Annotated in this window: 13 protein-coding genes; 2 read left to right on the top strand and 11 right to left on the bottom strand. The window is 60.6% G+C overall.

What is annotated here, in order from left to right:
- Positions 1 to 2 precede the first annotated feature (2 nt).
- From TPEN_RS08055 to TPEN_RS08025, 7 genes are all read right to left on the bottom strand, one after another.
- Complete coding sequence (locus TPEN_RS08055; RefSeq protein ID WP_011753236.1) at positions 3 to 1,286, bottom strand: ABC transporter substrate-binding protein; 1,284 nt, start codon at positions 1,284 to 1,286, stop codon at positions 3 to 5.
- Between the two features lie 222 nt (positions 1,287 to 1,508).
- Positions 1,509 to 2,471, bottom strand: a complete 963-nt coding sequence (locus tag TPEN_RS08050; RefSeq protein WP_011753235.1) for a 2-hydroxyacid dehydrogenase — start codon at positions 2,469 to 2,471, stop codon at positions 1,509 to 1,511.
- Between the two features lie 37 nt (positions 2,472 to 2,508).
- Positions 2,509 to 5,031, bottom strand: coding sequence for an AAA family ATPase (locus TPEN_RS08045; RefSeq protein ID WP_011753234.1), 2,523 nt, complete (start codon positions 5,029 to 5,031; stop codon positions 2,509 to 2,511).
- Positions 5,025 to 6,200 carry a metallophosphoesterase family protein gene (locus TPEN_RS08040; RefSeq protein WP_011753233.1) on the bottom strand — a complete coding sequence of 392 codons (1,176 nt, stop codon included), beginning with the start codon at positions 6,198 to 6,200 and terminating at the stop codon, positions 5,025 to 5,027. Before TPEN_RS08040 ends, TPEN_RS08045 begins: the two co-directional genes overlap by 7 nt.
- A 67-nt stretch (positions 6,201 to 6,267) precedes the next feature.
- Positions 6,268 to 7,863 (bottom strand): ATP-binding protein, encoded by a 1,596-nt coding sequence (locus TPEN_RS08035; RefSeq protein WP_011753232.1) that lies wholly within the window; start codon positions 7,861 to 7,863, stop codon positions 6,268 to 6,270.
- Complete coding sequence (locus tag TPEN_RS08030) at positions 7,847 to 9,148, bottom strand: DNA double-strand break repair nuclease NurA (RefSeq protein ID WP_011753231.1); 1,302 nt, start codon at positions 9,146 to 9,148, stop codon at positions 7,847 to 7,849. The genes TPEN_RS08035 and TPEN_RS08030 overlap by 17 nt, the downstream gene beginning before the upstream one ends.
- Positions 9,149 to 9,224: 76 nt before the next feature.
- On the bottom strand, positions 9,225 to 9,890 hold the full coding sequence (locus tag TPEN_RS08025; RefSeq protein ID WP_011753230.1) for a peroxiredoxin: 666 nt from the start codon (positions 9,888 to 9,890) through the stop codon (positions 9,225 to 9,227).
- A 169-nt stretch (positions 9,891 to 10,059) separates the two neighbouring features.
- Between TPEN_RS08025 and TPEN_RS08020 the strand changes: the two genes are divergently transcribed.
- Both TPEN_RS08020 and TPEN_RS08015 read left to right on the top strand, forming a co-directional pair.
- The gene (locus tag TPEN_RS08020; RefSeq protein ID WP_011753229.1) at positions 10,060 to 10,428 is read left to right on the top strand and encodes a hypothetical protein; all 369 of its coding nucleotides are present in this window, start codon (positions 10,060 to 10,062) and stop codon (positions 10,426 to 10,428) included.
- Positions 10,401 to 10,826: a pepsin/retropepsin-like aspartic protease family protein gene (locus tag TPEN_RS08015; protein WP_052885308.1), complete on the top strand. Its 426-nt coding sequence runs from the start codon at positions 10,401 to 10,403 to the stop codon at positions 10,824 to 10,826. The genes TPEN_RS08020 and TPEN_RS08015 overlap by 28 nt, the downstream gene beginning before the upstream one ends.
- A 92-nt stretch (positions 10,827 to 10,918) precedes the next feature.
- On the opposite strand, the gene TPEN_RS08010 is transcribed toward TPEN_RS08015, so the two are convergent.
- The 4 genes from TPEN_RS08010 to TPEN_RS07995 are packed head-to-tail and all read right to left on the bottom strand — an operon-like array spanning position 10,919 to position 15,903.
- The gene (locus tag TPEN_RS08010) at positions 10,919 to 12,208 is read right to left on the bottom strand and encodes a 2,3-bisphosphoglycerate-independent phosphoglycerate mutase (protein WP_011753227.1); all 1,290 of its coding nucleotides are present in this window, start codon (positions 12,206 to 12,208) and stop codon (positions 10,919 to 10,921) included.
- A complete protein-coding gene (locus TPEN_RS08005; protein ID WP_011753226.1) occupies positions 12,205 to 13,530 on the bottom strand; it encodes an MBL fold metallo-hydrolase in 1,326 nt (441 codons plus the stop codon). Before TPEN_RS08005 ends, TPEN_RS08010 begins: the two co-directional genes overlap by 4 nt.
- Before the next feature lie 34 nt (positions 13,531 to 13,564).
- Positions 13,565 to 14,425: a hypothetical protein gene (locus tag TPEN_RS08000; protein WP_148678032.1), complete on the bottom strand. Its 861-nt coding sequence runs from the start codon at positions 14,423 to 14,425 to the stop codon at positions 13,565 to 13,567.
- Positions 14,422 to 15,903 carry an SLC13 family permease gene (locus TPEN_RS07995; RefSeq protein ID WP_011753224.1) on the bottom strand — a complete coding sequence of 494 codons (1,482 nt, stop codon included), beginning with the start codon at positions 15,901 to 15,903 and terminating at the stop codon, positions 14,422 to 14,424. The genes TPEN_RS08000 and TPEN_RS07995 overlap by 4 nt, the downstream gene beginning before the upstream one ends.
- Positions 15,904 to 15,947 lie beyond the last annotated feature (44 nt).

Genomic DNA, 15,947 nt, shown 5'->3' with positions numbered 1-15,947 from the left:
CTTTACGGGTACGGTTTAGCCGTAAACACTATGGAGCCTCTCTCGTATACCCCTACGTCTTTGAAGTCGTAGCCCCCGTCGGTCTTGACTATCGCCCATACTCCGTAGTCCTGGTACGCTTTGTCGCCCGCCTCGTCGAATATTGCCCAGCCGCTCACTCCGTAGTAGTGCTTCGCGACTTCGATCAGCGCGCTCCGTATAGCGTTGCCATCGCTACTACCAGCCCTCAGCATAGCCCAGCCCGCGAGCATAACTGCATCGTAGAGCGTATCGCAGAACACGGAGGCGTCCACCCCGTACTTCTCCTTAAGTCTCTTCTTGAAGTCCTCGTAGAGCGGGTTGCCTATGAAGAGTGGGCGTGTCCCCAGCAACTTCGTCTTAGCGGCGAAAGCCCCGACAGCCGGGGCTTTGAGCTCTGCGGCTCCGTGGGGACCCTCGGAGACGAACCACCTCACGCTGGAGAGGACTGGCGACTCGGCGGCGTGCGACAGTATGTTGCCGCCGTCCGTGTCGAACGATATCAGCACGACGGCGTCTACTTTCTCGGACTGCACCTTACTGGCGAGGCTGGCGACCTCTGCGGCGTAGTCGGAGAGGCCGGTCTGGTAGGGAACGTCAATGGAGCTTCCGCCAAGCTCGGAGAAGTACTTCTTGAAGAAGTCCGCGAACGCGTTACCGTACTCGTCGTTCCTGTGGAACACTATGACCTTCCTGGCGCCCTCCTGATAGGCGAGCGTTGCGAGCACTCTTGCCTGCCCGGCGTCGGACCCGACGGTTCTGAAGATGAAGTCGCCGGGTATTGCGAGCGTGGGAGCAGTGGAGGACGGCGAGATTAAGACTATCTGGTTGCTATCGACGAATCCTTTCACGGCCTTAACCTGCGAGCTTGCGGCGGGTCCTATTATGACCTTTATTCCTTGCTGTGCGAGCGTCTGGACGTTTTGGAGGGCCTTCTCGGGCGTAGTCCCGTCGTCGAGTATCACGGCCTTGAACTCTACGTTAAACCCGTAAGCCTGCGCCTCCTTGTTCAGGTCGTCTATTGCCAGGTAGACCACTTTTTCCCAAATTTTCCCGATGGACGAGAGCTCGCCGGTCAGCGGGAGCGTGAAGCCTATAGTGTAGACTTTCTTGGGAGCCTGTTGCGCCGCGCCGGGGGCCTGCCCCGCCGCTCCTCCGAAGATCGCCGCGCCTATGGCTACTCCGACTATGAGGGCGATTATCGCGACTGCTACGAGCTTTACGTCAAAGGCGAATTTTCCCTTTTGCTGAGATTGCGTTGCACTCATGTCTACCCCCCTCTCTGGGGTTAGTGTGCTGTGAAATTACCCTATATATAAGCGTATCCTGTGCATTGCTGAAAAGCGTACGCAAGCATCCTTCGGACAGCTGGAGCGCCCGCCCGGGCCGCCGCGCTTGTGCGGCATTTTTTACGAAAAACGAATGCCTCCCAGTAATGCGTTTAAATGGTCTGGTGAGGGCTCTAATAAAGCTTTACGGGGAAAAGTTGATTAGTAAGCCTTGGAGGGCTCTAGGAGGTTGAGCGGCTCCTCGCCCCGGACGAACCTCAGGACGTTCTCGCAGGCAAACCTGAGGCAGTTCTCCCTAGCCTTCCTGGTCCAGCCGGCTTTGTGTGGAGTCGCGACGACGTTCGGCAACTTGTGGACGCCGAGGGGGGACGGGTAGTCCTTGTCCGGAGGGTACCTCCACCACACGTCTATCCCCGCGCCGGCGATCCAACCCTCGCTTAAAGCCCTGTAGAGAGCCTCCTCGTCTACCACGGCGCCGCGCCCCACGTTGACGAGGTAGGCGGTCTTCTTCATGGACTTCAGCTCCTTTTCTCCTATCAGGCGGTAAGTCTCCCTGGTTAGGGGCAACGCTAGAACTACGAAGTCAGCTTGGGACAGAGCCTCTGCGAGCCTCTCCACGGGGTATACCTCGTCCGCGAGGGAGTCCTTCTCGGGATTCTTCTTCACGGCGAGCACGCGCATGTTGAAAGCCTTCGCGATCCTGGCCACCTCCCTCCCTATGTTCCCGTATCCCACTATGGTCACCGTGGACCCGTCCAGGTCGGCGAGGAAGTTCTCCTCCGTAAAGCTACGCCACAAGCCACGCTTAACCTCCCCGTCCTGCTCCACGACCCTCTTCGCGAGCGCCAGTATGAGCGCGAAGGCGTGCTCCGCGACGGCCCTCGCGTTACAGCCCTTCGAGGTCGCCACCTTGACTCCTCTCTCGAAGAGGTACTCGAGGTCCAGGTTGTCGGCACCCGCGGCGGGAACCTGGACGAACTTGAGCCTCCCGGCCGCCTGGGCGGCGTCCCGTGGAAGGATGAAGGCTATCGCCACGTCTGCCTCCTCTATGCCTGCGAAGCCCTTCCCGCTCTTGTACACAATGCGGGCCTCGCGTGACAAAGTCTCCTCTACGATCCTCCTCTCCCACTCCTTTAGGTCGAGCGCCACGTAGACCGTGTACACACTTAAAGAAAGCCCCCCGGCTTTATAAGCACGCCGGCTATCCTTCCTCTGCTCCAGGCGTGTATATCCGCGCGGGCTTTCCGTCCTCTATCTCCACCACCGTGGCGCCGGGCGGCTCCTCTATGTCTACGTGCGTTATGAGGAAGACCTGGTCGAAGAACCTCGTGAGCTCCCGTGCAAGTAGCTCCACGATCCTGCCCCTCCTCTCCGCGTCCGAGGAGCCCAGCGGCTCGTCGAGGAAGAGGAACCTGGGGTACGTGCCCTTAGCGCTGGGTAGTAGCGAGAGCGTGAAGGCAATTCTCATCGCCAAGAGGAACTGGTCGTTGGTTCCCCCGCTGTAGATATCCCTCTGCATCCACCTCCCAGCCTCCGCGTCGTACACGGACACGTCATACCTCTCAGGGTCGATCTTCACGGCCTTGTACCTCCCGTTGGTCACGTACGACACGATCCAGTTCATGTTCTGCTCGACGCTGGGGGCGAAGGCGGCGCGCCTCTTCGCGGAGACTTCCCTGAGGAGCTTTACGGCCTCCCTCCTCGCGTTAACCTCTACCTCGAGCTCCCTAACCTCGGACTCCAGCTTCGCCAGCCTATCCCTTACCGCGGGTAGCTCCTCCAGCTTCTTCTCCGCGTCTCTCAGCTCGCCCGTTAGAACCCTCCTCCTCTCCTCGGCTTCGGCCAGCCTCCTGGAAACCTGCTGGTAAAGCCTATCGTAGGTGTTGTACACAACCTCTACGCCCTCGATGTCTCTCTCGTCCACGGGCCACACGAGCCCCTCTATCTCGAACGGCGGCTCCGGGACCACTAGCCTGGATAAAGCGTCCAGTAGCTCCTCCCTCCTCTTCGCAAGCTCGCCCAGCCTCTCAACCCTCTCCTCGACGCTCCTCTCGACTTCCTCCAGCTGTTTTTCCAACTGGGAAACCCTCTCCCCCACGGAGGCAGCTTCCTTTTCCAGGGCCTCCTTCTCCGCCCTCGCCCTCTCGTATTCCTCCTCCCGGCGGGCTCTCTCCCTCGAAACCCTTTCCCTCACTTCCTGGAGAGGTAGCTTTGAGAACTCCTCCCCGAGAACCCCTTTGAGCTCCTCCTCTGCTCGAAGTAGCCTGGCGTCGATCTCCTCTAGCCTCTTGGAGAGGCTCTCCCTGTCCGCCACGTCCCTTTCGAGAGACTTGAGCCTCTCCTCCACGAGGGCCCTTTCCCGCTCGAGCCTCTCCCTCTCCAGCCTAAGCCGCGAGACCGTCACGCTTTTCCTGTAGGCTCCGGCGGCCAGCGAGAGTACTGCTAGGAGTGCGCCCGCAATGCTTAGAGCCAGGAGAGCCGGGTTGACGAGGAGGAGGACTGCCGAAGCCACAAGGAGGGCGGCGGACGCCACCTTGCTCCAAGCCGGGAGGCTTTCCCCTGCTATCCTGGACTCCACGGACCTAGCTTCCTCCGCTAGCCTGGCAGACTCGCCGAGGAGCTTGGGCCGCTCTTCGAGCCTCTTGTCGAGCTCTGCTATTCTCTCCAGGGTCCTCCTCTTCTCGTCGAGGAGTGACTGGTACTTGTCGAGCAGCTCGAGGGCTTTTCCGGAGAACTCTATGGCCCTCCTCCTCTCCTCCTCGGCTTTCCTGAAGGCCTCCCGCACGGCCCTTCCCCTCTCCTCCAGCTCGCCCAGGCGCCTCCTCTGGGCCTCTAGCTCTCCTTTAAGCTTCACCGCCTTCTCCTCAAGGCTCCTCCTCTCCTCTTCCAGCTCCCGGATTCTCCTCTCCACCTCCTCGATGCTCCTCGATGTCTTCTCCCTCTCCCTCAGGACTCTGAGCAAGCCGTCGAGGTACTCCCGGACCTTCCTGGACCTCTCCTCCTCGCTCCTCAGGGCGGGTAGCTCCTTCTCAACTTCCTCCAGCTCCCTTCTGTACTCCTCGACTTTGACTTTGAGCTCCTCCAGGTTTCTCAGTTTATCTTCGAGGGAGCTTTTCTCCAGCACCTTTTTCTCGAGCTCTTGTTGCATGGCTCTACGCTCCTCCTCTAGCTTCTCTATCGCCTTGTTGTAGCTCTCGAAGCCCATCATCATGTTTATGACCTTCTCCCTCTCGTTCTTCCCCATTCGCAACAAGTGCTCGAGGTCCTTCTGCGCTATGACGTTCGTAGCCAGCATTTCGCGCCAATTCACGCGTACAAGCTTGGAGACCTCCTCGTTAACCCTAGACGGAGAGGTCGCGATCAGCCTTTCTCCGCCCTGAGTTATCTCTACGAGCCTTGCCTCGACCTGCCTCCCGCCCTCCCTCCCCCTCTCGACTACTCTCTCGACTCTGTACCTCCTACCCTCGACCTCGAATACGACCTCCACCCTCGCCCTACCAGACCTATGGTTCACCACGGAGTCCAGCCCGGCCTCCCGCGCTCCGCGTAGCTCCTGGATTATCCTGTAGTCGCCGAAAAGCCCGAAGAGTACGGCTTCGAGTATCGTCGACTTGCCGGCCTCGTTCCTGCCCCTGATAACGACGAAGCCCTTCGGGAACACTAGCGGCTCCTGGAAGTTAAGCCTCCTGAAGTTCTGCGCCTTGAGGCTTACGAGGGTCACCATGCCCCGCTCTCCTCCAGGGCTTTGACGCCCCGCTCCAAGGCTTTCAGCAGGATAATCCTGTCTTCCTCCGGGGCCTCTCTAAGCCTCCCCTCCACCTCCTCCCTGAAGGCCTCTATGGGGCTCTTGGACTCAACCGCTACGGAAGGTTTCTCGGCGTAGGCGCACCTCAGCTCGGAGTCCTCCACAACCACGTGGAAGAACCTCTTCTCGGCGTTCTTCAGGAGCTCGGCCCTGCTGTACCTCGTGAGCCTGGCGAGGGGTATCGAGCCCTCCACGAGCACCCTTAGGAGGAGCCTCGGGTCCGGCGGTGGGAGGCTCGACAACACGTACCCCACGGGGTCCTCCGCCGAGGGCGGCACCTGGACCCTGACGGTTTTGATAGGCCTCGTGGGCACCTCCTTGAACTCTGTCTCGACGCGCCCGTCGCCGTGGACCTTCACGTAGAGGAAGCCCTTCGCCCCGTCCCCTTCCTCGATGAAGCTCCTCCTCTCCGTGCTACCGGGGTACGCCGCCACACCGCCGTTGCCGAGGGGTATCGTTACCCGGGAGTGCACGTGCCCTAGCGCGGCGTAGACGCAGTTGTCCGGTATGTCCTCCCGGGTTATCCTCGGGGCCCTCCAGGCGCCCGGCACTTCTACCCCAGCGAAGTTGTAGTGCATTAGGACTACCTCTATGTCGCCTTCCCGGGGTACCCTCGCGTTGTACTTCCTCAGCGGGTGCTCGTCCAGCCCGACCTCCGGGTTGTAGGATATCCCGGCGACCGCGACGTCGAACCCGTTCACCTCGAAGTGGTCGACCTCGAACTCCGAGGTCTTCTCGAAGAACCTCGCGTAGCCCGACGCCTCCACCTCCTTGAGCGGCGAGAGCCCCTCCTCCAGGCTCCTGGGCATGTCGTGGTTCCCCGCTATCACGTAGACCCTTACCCCCTCCGAGTAAAGCCTCCGGAACGCCCTTATGACCTGGACCCTGACGGGGTTTCTCGGGTTAACGGAGTCGAAGAGGTCCCCCGAGACGAGGAAGAGGTGCGGCTTCGCCTCGACGGCGAAGTCTACAACCCTCCTGAAGGCGTTGAGGAAGTCCTCCCTCCTATCCCGCACCTTGGGCCCGAGGAAGGTGAACTTGGGGTCGAGGTGGTTGTCGGCTGTATGGACTATGCGCAGAACCTCCACGGCTTACACCTCGGAGAACAGGTTCTCATAAACCCTGCGGCAAAGCTGCCTTCGACAGCCATCGAGCCTACACCTCGGATAGTAGGTCCTCGCCCCTATATGTCCTTGACGCGAGGCTGAGCTCCTCGCGGGCTCTCCGGAGCTCTGCGACGAGGTCTATGTCGGCGCCCCCCTCCCGCGTAAACCTGCGCCTCACCTTCACCACGACGGGTACCCGGGTCAGCTCCCCAACTATTATGGCCTCGCCGACGTTGAGCCCAGGTAGGTCCCTCATGAGGTCCTCCCCCAGCCTCTCGCTAGCCTCGGCGACAGCCCTCTGGTCGCTCGGGTTAGTGATCCTCAGTATTATCTGGCTGTTGCACTGGCTCAGGGCGTCCGCGTCTATCTTGCTCGGCCTCTGGGTCACAAGGATCAGGAACACGCCGAACTTCCTGCCCTCCGCCGCTATCGTGTTTATGATCTCGGAGGACATGGTGGACCTCTTCGAGGCCTTGGATGGGACGAACCTATGAGCCTCCTCTACCACCACGAAGACGGGGTACCTGAACTCCCCCGAGTACCTCAGCCTGTATATCTCCTCTAGCACGGTGCTCACTATGTAGTCCTGGCTCGCGTCGTTAAGCCCGGACAGATCCAGCACGCTCACGTGCCCCGGCTTCAGGATCTCGTCCTTGACGGACGTGGTGTACCTGCCGAACACGCTGAACTTCCTCAGCTTCACGAGGTGGTTGTACGCGCTCGACGCGTAGGCAGCCTCCTTGCCGCCTCCCCGCGACATCTTCTCCAGCTCGCCGAGCAGGTCGTCAATCGTGTAGTCCCTCCCCCTGAGCTTGTCGAGGGCGTCGCGGATAGCCTTCCTTACGTTCGTCCACTTCTCCGGAATCCCGGCTATCCTCGCCACGTCCTCCGCCGAGAGATCGGAGAACTTCACCGTCAGCTCGTGCACGTTGTCCATCTGGCTCGGGTCGTAGCGCCCAGTGCTGTTCGGGTTCCTGAAGACGAGGACCCTGTCCGAGTACTCGTGGCGCCTCATGTCCCTGTCCCTGCTCAGGAACACGTAGTCCGCGTGCGGGTCTATGACTACCGCCGTGGCTCCCAGCCTCAGCAACTCCTCCAGTATGACGCCGACGGTGTACGATTTGCCCGCGCCGGTCTGGGCTATAACGGCGACGTGCCTCCTGAACCCGTTCACCGAGAGGTAGACGTCGACGTTCCTGCGGGAGACGAGGCTACCTATGCGTATACCTTCCTCCCCGGGGTACGAGAAAAACTCCCTGACGAAGTCGTCCGGGGCCAGGTAGACCGGGTTTCCCGGGAAGAAAGCCCTCCTGGGCATCAGGACCACCTTCCTCCCGTCCTCCTCGGCGAGGTAGCCGAGGGTCCGCGCCGCGCAGAGAAGGTTGGCGTCGTCTATCCCAGCCTCGTGTATCCGCTCTAGGCTCTCCAGGTCTAGCCTACTGCTGTACGCGTCGCTCCTGGAAACCACGCCGGTCACCTGGCAGAGGACGTCCACCTCCCTCTCCTCGCCGGCGACCACCTCCCTCGACTTAACCAGCACGTACTCGTACTTCGGCGGGTGGTCCTGCTTCGTCGTGACGAAGATGAAGCTCTCCGGAGTAGCCTCCTCGACTATCCTGCCGACCTGCCTAAGGGAAGAATACACGCCTATCACCCCTCGAGTGTATGATGGCGAGCCCAAGCTCCTGCATCGCGAGCCTGTGGTAGAGCTCCATTGTCTCGGCCGTCGCCTTCACCCTCCTGTCTGCCTCGAGTAGCAGGGCGTTGTACCTCCTCCTACCCGCGTAGAGCAACGCGAGGAAGCCCAGTACCTCCAGCAACTCCCCCGGAGTCTCGGCGAGGAAGCGCGAGTCGCCTGCGGTCTCGTAGCCGCTCCCGCCCGCTAAGTCGACGCGGAGAGGGTCGTCGCCGCGGCTAAAGACGGCGTAGCTGGTGACCACCGGCGGGTACTTCTTCATGCACTCAAGAACCTGCGAAGCCCTCTCGTCGAACTCCTCGCCGAGGCGCTCCGCAGTTTTCTCGAAGACGTCCCTGAGCAACGCGGCCCCGCGGGCCCCGTCCGTCAACAGGATGTCTGTCACGCCCGTAGACACCTTTTCGAGGCTAAGCCTCAAAGGGCGGGAGAAGCCCCTACCTGGGTCACAGGCGAGTATCACCTTGGAGTCTGGCACGGAGCTCGTCGCCTCCTCGAAGAGCTCGTAGACCTCCGGGCTCAACCCTTCTCTTACCAGCTTCCTAACGTTCTCGAGGGCCTCCCTGGGCCTCCTCTTGAGGAGCCTCCAGTAGCCGAGCACGGCGCCTGCGAGCGGCTCGCCAAGCCCCTTCAAGACCGACTTGAGCCTCAGGTAGAGCAACTCCTCCTTCAGGACGGTAGACCTGGAATCCTTGCTTACGCCAACCACGAGCGCGCCGCGGCTCCGCGCCTTGGAGAAAAGCTCGGAGTAGAGCTCGACGTACTCGAACATGAAGTCCTCCCTCCCCTCGACCTCCAGCTCCCTTAAGACGTGGATCATCCTCCCGTACAGCGACCCATCTATCAGCACAAGCCGCGCCCCCTCCTCCACTGCCCGCAGGGCGACGACGTGCTCGACGTGCTCCCTTACGAGCCGCTTAAAGTCGTCGTAGTCCCGCACGTTCCTCGGGTAGAAGGCGTCCAAGCGTAGCTCGCGTATCTCCTCCCCGCCAGCGCTTAGCGCCAACGACCGCGTAACCAGGACGACGCCGCCGCCCTGCACTTCGATGTCATCGCTACTACTGTCCACGGCGTAAGCCGGCCCCCGCGCACCCCTAGGCTCAAGGTCCCGGATCCACGCCTCCCTTACCAGCTCCCCGTAGCGCTCCCTTAACCCTCCCTCGCTTCCCAGAATCCTCTCGAGCTCCGAGCGCTTTCTCCGAACCTCCCTAACGAACAAGTCGGCGAACCTAGGCACAGAAAAAGCTACGCGCAGAACCGATATTAACCTAGTGCGGTTGAAACACCGAAAGTAAAAACAAAAAATAACTAGACTACTTCTCTAGGGATTTGTAGCAGAACCACCAGTCGAAGCACTCGATCTCCTTCCTGGCGGCTTTCTCGAGCCTCTCCTTCGCTGTCTTCTCGTCGCTGGCGGGCGGTATGATCACCTTGCCGCCTATGAGCTCGTTGTTAGGCCAGTTCGCAGGCAGTGCTACGCCGTGCTTGTCTGAAACCTGGAGGGCTTTGACTAGCCGGAGTATCTCGTCCATGTTCCTGCCGACTTCCTGCGGGTAGTAGAGCACAGCCCTTAGAACTCCGTTGGGGTCTATCACGAAGACTGCTCGAACTGTGTTCGTCCCCTTGCCGGGGTGTATCATTCCGTACTTCTTCGCTATCTCCCCAGTATCGTCGGCGATTATCGGGAACTCTATCTCCACTCCGAGCTTCTCCTTTATCCACTCAACCCACTTGATGTGGCTGAAGACCTGGTCTATGCTTAGCCCTATCAGCTGTACGTTGAGCTTCTTGAACTCTTCCATCTTCTTCTGGAAGGAGACGAACTCAGTGGTGCATACAGGGGTGAAGTCGGCGGGGTGGCTGAACAGCACTACCCACTTACCCCTAAAGTCGTCGGGGAAATTTATGACTCCGTGGGTAGTCTTAGCGGTGAAGGACGGGGCCTTTTCGCCCAGTAAGGGCATCCTTATCTCAGACATGTTTTATCGACGACCAAATTACATTGAAATATTTAAACGTTTGGTTCGAAAATCTAACATAATGAGTACGTAAGGATTCGCTTGTACTGCGCGCTTCGCTGTCTCCCGCGGCGCGGCTAAGCGGGAGCTACGCGTTAAGCTCATTACCTGGGTGAACAAGGTTAACTCGATGACCCTGGTTGTAAAGAAGGTGGATGAGAGGAAGCTCAGAGAGTTCAAGGCTGAAGCTATAAGGAGGGGGCTAACCCTCTCCCAGGCAATCGAGGAAGCAATGGACCTCTGGCTCTCCTCCAGGCTCCTCCTAACGGAGGCCGACGCTAACAACGAGGCCTACGCTAGGGAAAAGGAGAGGCTCCTCAAGGAGCACCGCGGCATGTACGCGGTCTTCGCGCACGCCCGCCTGGTAGGCGTCTACGCCACGCTGGACGAAGTGATAGCCGCCCTTAAAGGCATCAGGCCTAAGCACGCGGTGGTAGTGAAGGTCGGCGAGGACAAGGGAGGCGAGCTGGAATGGTGGGGAGGGTCTACGTTCCTGTAGGTTGCTGGGAGTACGGGCGCGGCAGGGTCTATGGATACCCGCAGGTCAGGCTTAAGCTGATCAACCTCCTGGGCGAAGAGCTCGAGCTAGAGTTGCCCGTCGACACGGGCTTCGAGGGCTCCTTGCTTCTAGACAGGGAGACCTACGAGTTCTTCGCGGTAGGCGAGTTACCGCGGGAGGCGTGGAGGACCCATAGAACCCTGGCGGGGCCCTTGCCTATGAGGGCGGCGCGCGCAGTGGCGGTTATAGGCGGCGAGAAGCGCGAGGTGCTCGTAGAGACACCGGTTTACGGTCTAGGGAAGAGGCTCGTGGGTAGAGAGCTGTTGAACTCCCTAACGCTTGTGCTGGACGGCCCGAGAGGGTTATCCTGCTTAGCTGAGCCTACCGGAGGCTCCTAAAATTTGTTGCGAGCGCGTCTCTGGGAGCTCCTATCCGAGGAATTACTATGCTTTGAAGAGGAGAAAGGCCTGTTTTTTAGGGGCTTCCCGGGCTACTCGCCGAACATTATTGGCTTGTTCATCAGGTCTAGGAGTATCCTTACGAGGTTTACTCCCCTAATTCTCCCCAAGCCGCCTCTCGCGCAGGAGATTTCATCGAAGCTCGTAACGTCGTCTCTACGCACGCCGGGGCCGTTTATCAGGAGGGGTACGGGGTCCCCGCTGTGGTCCCTCACCGTGCAGGGGGTCGAGTGGTCGGCGGTTACGGCCACTATCGTCTTTCCGCGGTCTATCCTCGAGAGGAAGCCTGCGAACGCCTCGTCTACGCGCTCGATGAAGCGGGCCTTTTCCAGGGGCTTAGCGTCGTGCCCAGCGATGTCCGTACCCTTCACGTGTATGAAGACGAACTCGTAGCCCCTCCTATACGCGTCGAGCGCCCGGTTGAAGATCGCGTCGAGATCGGTGTCGAGGTCTGCCGTTGACCCACCGGGTATCTCCCCCTCTATGCCGAGTATCCTCGCTACTCCCAGCACCGTTGCCTCCTCCGCGACTAGGTACGCCGTTGCCCCGAACTGTTCACGGAACGGTACTATCCCGTAGGGTACCATGCCCGCCCCCCTCGTCAGCACGGCGTTAGCCGGTAGCAACCCTCTCTTGACTCTCTCCTCGTTTACCGGGCAGCGCTCCAGCTCTTCGTGCGCTCTCAGCAGTAGCTTCCAGAGGATGCGCGCAGTCCTCTCGGACTCCGGGTCGTTCGTCAGCGGTTTAACCTCCCTCACCGGCTCCCCCTCCCTGGCGGTTCCGGGGTCTGAGTCGCTGACACGCGGCGAGAGGGAGTCCCCCCTGAGCACGACGACGAGCCTATGCGCGGTCGCGTGGTGGAAAGAGACCCTTACGTCGTCCACGGAGCCTATCCTCTCGTTGAGGTACCTCGTGAGAGCCTCTGCGTCCTCGCCCCTTATCCTGCCCGCCCGCCTGTCGACGACGATAAGCCTACCGCCCTCCTCTCTCACAGTTGCGAAGTTAGCGCGCAAAGCTACGTCGCCGGGCTTAAGCTCTACGCCTATCCCGGCCGCCTCGAGCGGCCCCCTTCCGGGGTAGAACCTGTAGGGGTCGTAGCCGAAGAGGGCCATGTGCCCCGTGTCAGTCCCGGGGCGGACCCCCGGCTCTATGACGTCCATTATCCCCGTAACGCCCTCGGCCGCTAGGGAGTCGAGGGTGGGCTTCCTCGCAACCTGTAGCGGCGTTCTACCTCCCAGCTCTGGGACTGGCCTGTCCCCCAGCCCGTCGAGTATCAGTACGACGCTCCTGTAAAGGGGCTTAGGGCTCCAGTACTCGCTCATCCACTCCTCACCAGGTAGAGGTCCGAGGGTACCTGCGGCACTACAACCCTCTCCGGCTTGACGTAGTTGAAGAGGTGGAGCGCGAGCCTCGTGGAGTTAGGCTCCTCTCCGTGGTGGAGCACCACCAACCCCTCCTCCTTGAGAGTCCTCTGGACGAGCTCCACGTTATCCCTAACGTCGAAGTGCATCTTGACGGGGACGTCGTAGACCCTGCAGGAGAACCGGACCACTTCGCCGTTAAACGTGAAGGCACCCGCCTCTCTGTGATCGAGCAACCTCCTGCCGAACGTGCCCGGAGCCTGGTAGCCCGTCAGTATGACGGACGAGGAGGGGTCTTCCCTCAGCTTCTCGAAGAACCTCCTGGAAGTCTCCATCAACATGAGGTCGGTTGCGAGCACTACGGACGGCTTTACGCGCGCAACCTCGTCCACCTCGTCCTTCGAGAAGACGTGGAAGGGCTCCGCTAGGTGGGGCTTCCTCTTGGCAACTTCGAGGAACTCAGGCTTGACGTAGCCCTCGTACGCGGCGACACGCTCGACGCCCTCCGCTATAGACTTCTCGACGAATATGGGAGCCCCGCTCCCGAGGATCTCCCTGCTACGGAGGAGGATCATGAGCGTCTCCTGCCCCCTCCCCACGGCTGTAACCGGTATGAGCGCAGTGCCGCCCCGCTTAACAGTTTCGAGGACGAGCGCCGCCACCCTCCGCTCCCCGACTCCCGCGTCCACAACTCTGTCGCCGTAAGAGGCATTCGCTATTACGACGTCGTAGCTACTGGGCGCGGGGGCCGGGTCGCGGAAGACGCTTGACCCCCTGTTTATGTCCGCGGCGTAGAGCATACTCCAGCCGCCCACCGATACCTCCATGTACATCGAGCCTAAAGCGTGGCCCGACTGGTGGAAGGCTACTTCGACGTCGCCGCTAGTAACCACGCTACCATCGCCGACCGTCTTCACCATCTTCCTGGCCTCGTCGCAGTCCTCCTCCGTGAAGAGGGGCTTACCATCCTCCTCGAGGACCGTCCACTTATACCACTGCTTGATGCCCAGCTCGGCGGTCGGCGCGCTCATGTATATCGGGCCGTTGAAACCCCTCCTAACGAGGGCCGGGACAGCGGCGAGGTGGTCCTCGTGGAGGTGGCTGACGAAAACCGCCTCTACCTTCCCGGCGTCTATCAGCCCGAGGAACGGGGGCTCGCCGTACTTGCCCCCGGAGTACACCTTCTTCACGCCGACGTCGAATACGTAGTAGCGCCCCCCGTGCTCCAAGGCTAGGCAGGACCTCCCCTGCTCCCGGTAGCCACCGAGAAAAACGAGCCTCATAACTAGACACCTAAGGAGAAAAATACCCCTATTTTTAGCCTCCCACTTTCAGCTCGACGTACCTGTATACGTCCCTGTAGTACCAGGCGAAGAAGCACGCCGCGGCTACGAGGGCCAGCGCCACGAGCGCGACGTGCGGCTGGCTCGGCGAAGGCGCAGGTAGGACTGCGACTTCAGCCGAGAACGAGGAGCCGGGGCTCAGGGACTTGGGGGTCACGGTTTTCTCGTCGAGGTTCCAGAACTCGAAGCAGGAGTCCACCCTGCGGATATCCAGGGTTGCGACCTTCGATGTTATCGAGGAAACCGCGTACACCGCGTTCCATCCGCTGGGCGGGCACACGCGTATCCTCACGCCCGGCAGGTCGCCGTCCTTCTCCCAGCTAACGGACGTGAAGTAGTTCGTCACGGGTATGTTGAGCACCTTGTCGCTCACGGGGGTGTAGTCCTTGGCGTAGCCGGACTGGATCTTAGCCCCGCTCTTCACCTGGCACACGATGGAAACGGTGACCGTTGCCCACTTGGGGCCGGAGACGGGCTTTTTCAGCGCGATCTCGACTCTGGAGAGGGGCTTCGTTACGAGCTTCGCCTTGCCCGCCAGCTCCTCGCCGTCCAGCACTACGGACGCCTTCGTGAGGTTGGCGCTAACGAAGGACAACCCCAGCGGGACGACGAGCGCGGAGTCCGAGCAGTTCGCCATCTTGAACGAGACCGTTAGGTTAAGCGTGAACACCCCGCTTTCAAGGTCCTCCCTGTACTCCCAGCCCAGTATCTTCACGTCGTAGAGTACGCCCTTGATCTTTGAGGGCTCGGCGCGCGCAGCCGCGGCTACAAGCAGGGTCGCTACGAGTAGCGTGGCGAGGATTACGGAGCCCTTCACGCCTACCACCCTCCTCACACCTTCCACCCCGGAAGCATCCCTATCGAAGCCAGGAAGTTAAGCCAGGGCCAGCCGACGGCGAGGTAGAGGACGTAGCCGATAGTGCATATCGTTAGGCCGTAGATTATCATGTCGCGCATGGTGAAGTACCCGGTTCCGAAGTAGATGAGGTTAGGCTTGCAGTTGTACGGGAACGTGAGGTCCCAGGATATAACGAAGGCGGCGGGTAGCGCTATGGCTACGGGCGGTAGGCCGAGAGCCCTGGCGAGGGCTATGTAGAGCGGTATGAATATCGCGGTTCTGGTCGTCTTGCTCGAGAAGAACACGTGGCTGTAGAGCATGAGGGCCAGGAGGAGCGCGTAGGCTACGAAGAGGTCCACGCCTTTCTGAAGCCCAAGCGCGTTGACAAGCTGCATTACCAGCCACTGCCCGCCCCCGGAGTCGTTGAGCGCGAGCCCAACTGCGTACGCGCCGGCGCTGAATATCATCAGGTCCCACGGTATCTTCGCGTCGCCCCACTTCTTGAGGGGGCCTAGCTTTGGCAGGAACAGTAGGGAGGCACCTATGACAGCCGCGAGAGCGTAGGGTATGCTGAGCCCTGCGAACATTACCTCGTGCCACTGGTCCGTAGCCCATAGGAATAGCACTAGGAGGAATACGGCGAGCGTGTACTTCTCCTCCCGGCTCAGCGGTCCCATGGACTTGAGCTCCTCCTTGAGCTTCGCGCGCCACTCCGTGCTCGCCGTGGAGCCTATCTCGGGCGGGAAGAGCTTAAGCCCGACGATCCACAGTACTACCAGCATTACCAGTATTACGGGCATCTGGGCGACCAGCCAGGTGAGCCACGGTACCTCGACCCCCGCCATCCCCTTCAGGAAGCTCCACGCGAGTATCTGCGGCGCGGTAGCCGTGAGTATCATGGAAGTACTCAGGTTGTTGGCCATGGGCTGTTGCATCATGAGTATCTTCCCGTAGTTGCTCTCGCCGGGCTTAAGATTGTAGGCCTCGGCTATGAGTAGGGCTATCGGGAGCATTATGCTAGCCCTCGCGGTGGTGCTGGGGACTACGAAGGCTAGGGCGAGGTTTATCAGTATCAGCCCCAGTAGCGTTAGGGACGGGGACCCGCCGAAGACTAGGAGGAGCCTGTACGCGAGCCTCTTGCCTATACCTGTCTTCTCCATCGCGCTCGAGAGTATGAAGGCGCAGACCATGAGCCATATAACGTCCTGCCCGAGCTGCTGGAAGGTCGACGTAACGGAGTAGCCGCCGGTTATCGGGAGAAGGGCTATGGCCAGTAGCGAGGTCAGCCAGAAGGGAATCGGCGACGTAAGCCATAGTATGAGGGCGAAGGTGAACACGGCGAGGGCCCTCTGCCCCCACACGGTGAGGCCTGGCGGCGTGGGCATCAGGGAGATCGCGAGGAGCGCGAAGATCGCTAGCGGCATCCCGGCTGCCTGGAGGTACTTCCCGAAACCTCTTTTTTCAGCATTGGTCAAATTTTTTCACCTAGCGTGAAAAATTTGCGCAGACAAGGATAAAT

The organism is Thermofilum pendens Hrk 5 (assembly GCF_000015225.1).
Taxonomy (GTDB): Archaea; Thermoproteota; Thermoprotei; order Thermofilales; family Thermofilaceae; genus Thermofilum; species Thermofilum pendens.
The sequence above is the reverse complement of the archived record's forward strand: the minus strand, read 5'-3'. Positions and strand labels throughout refer to the sequence as shown.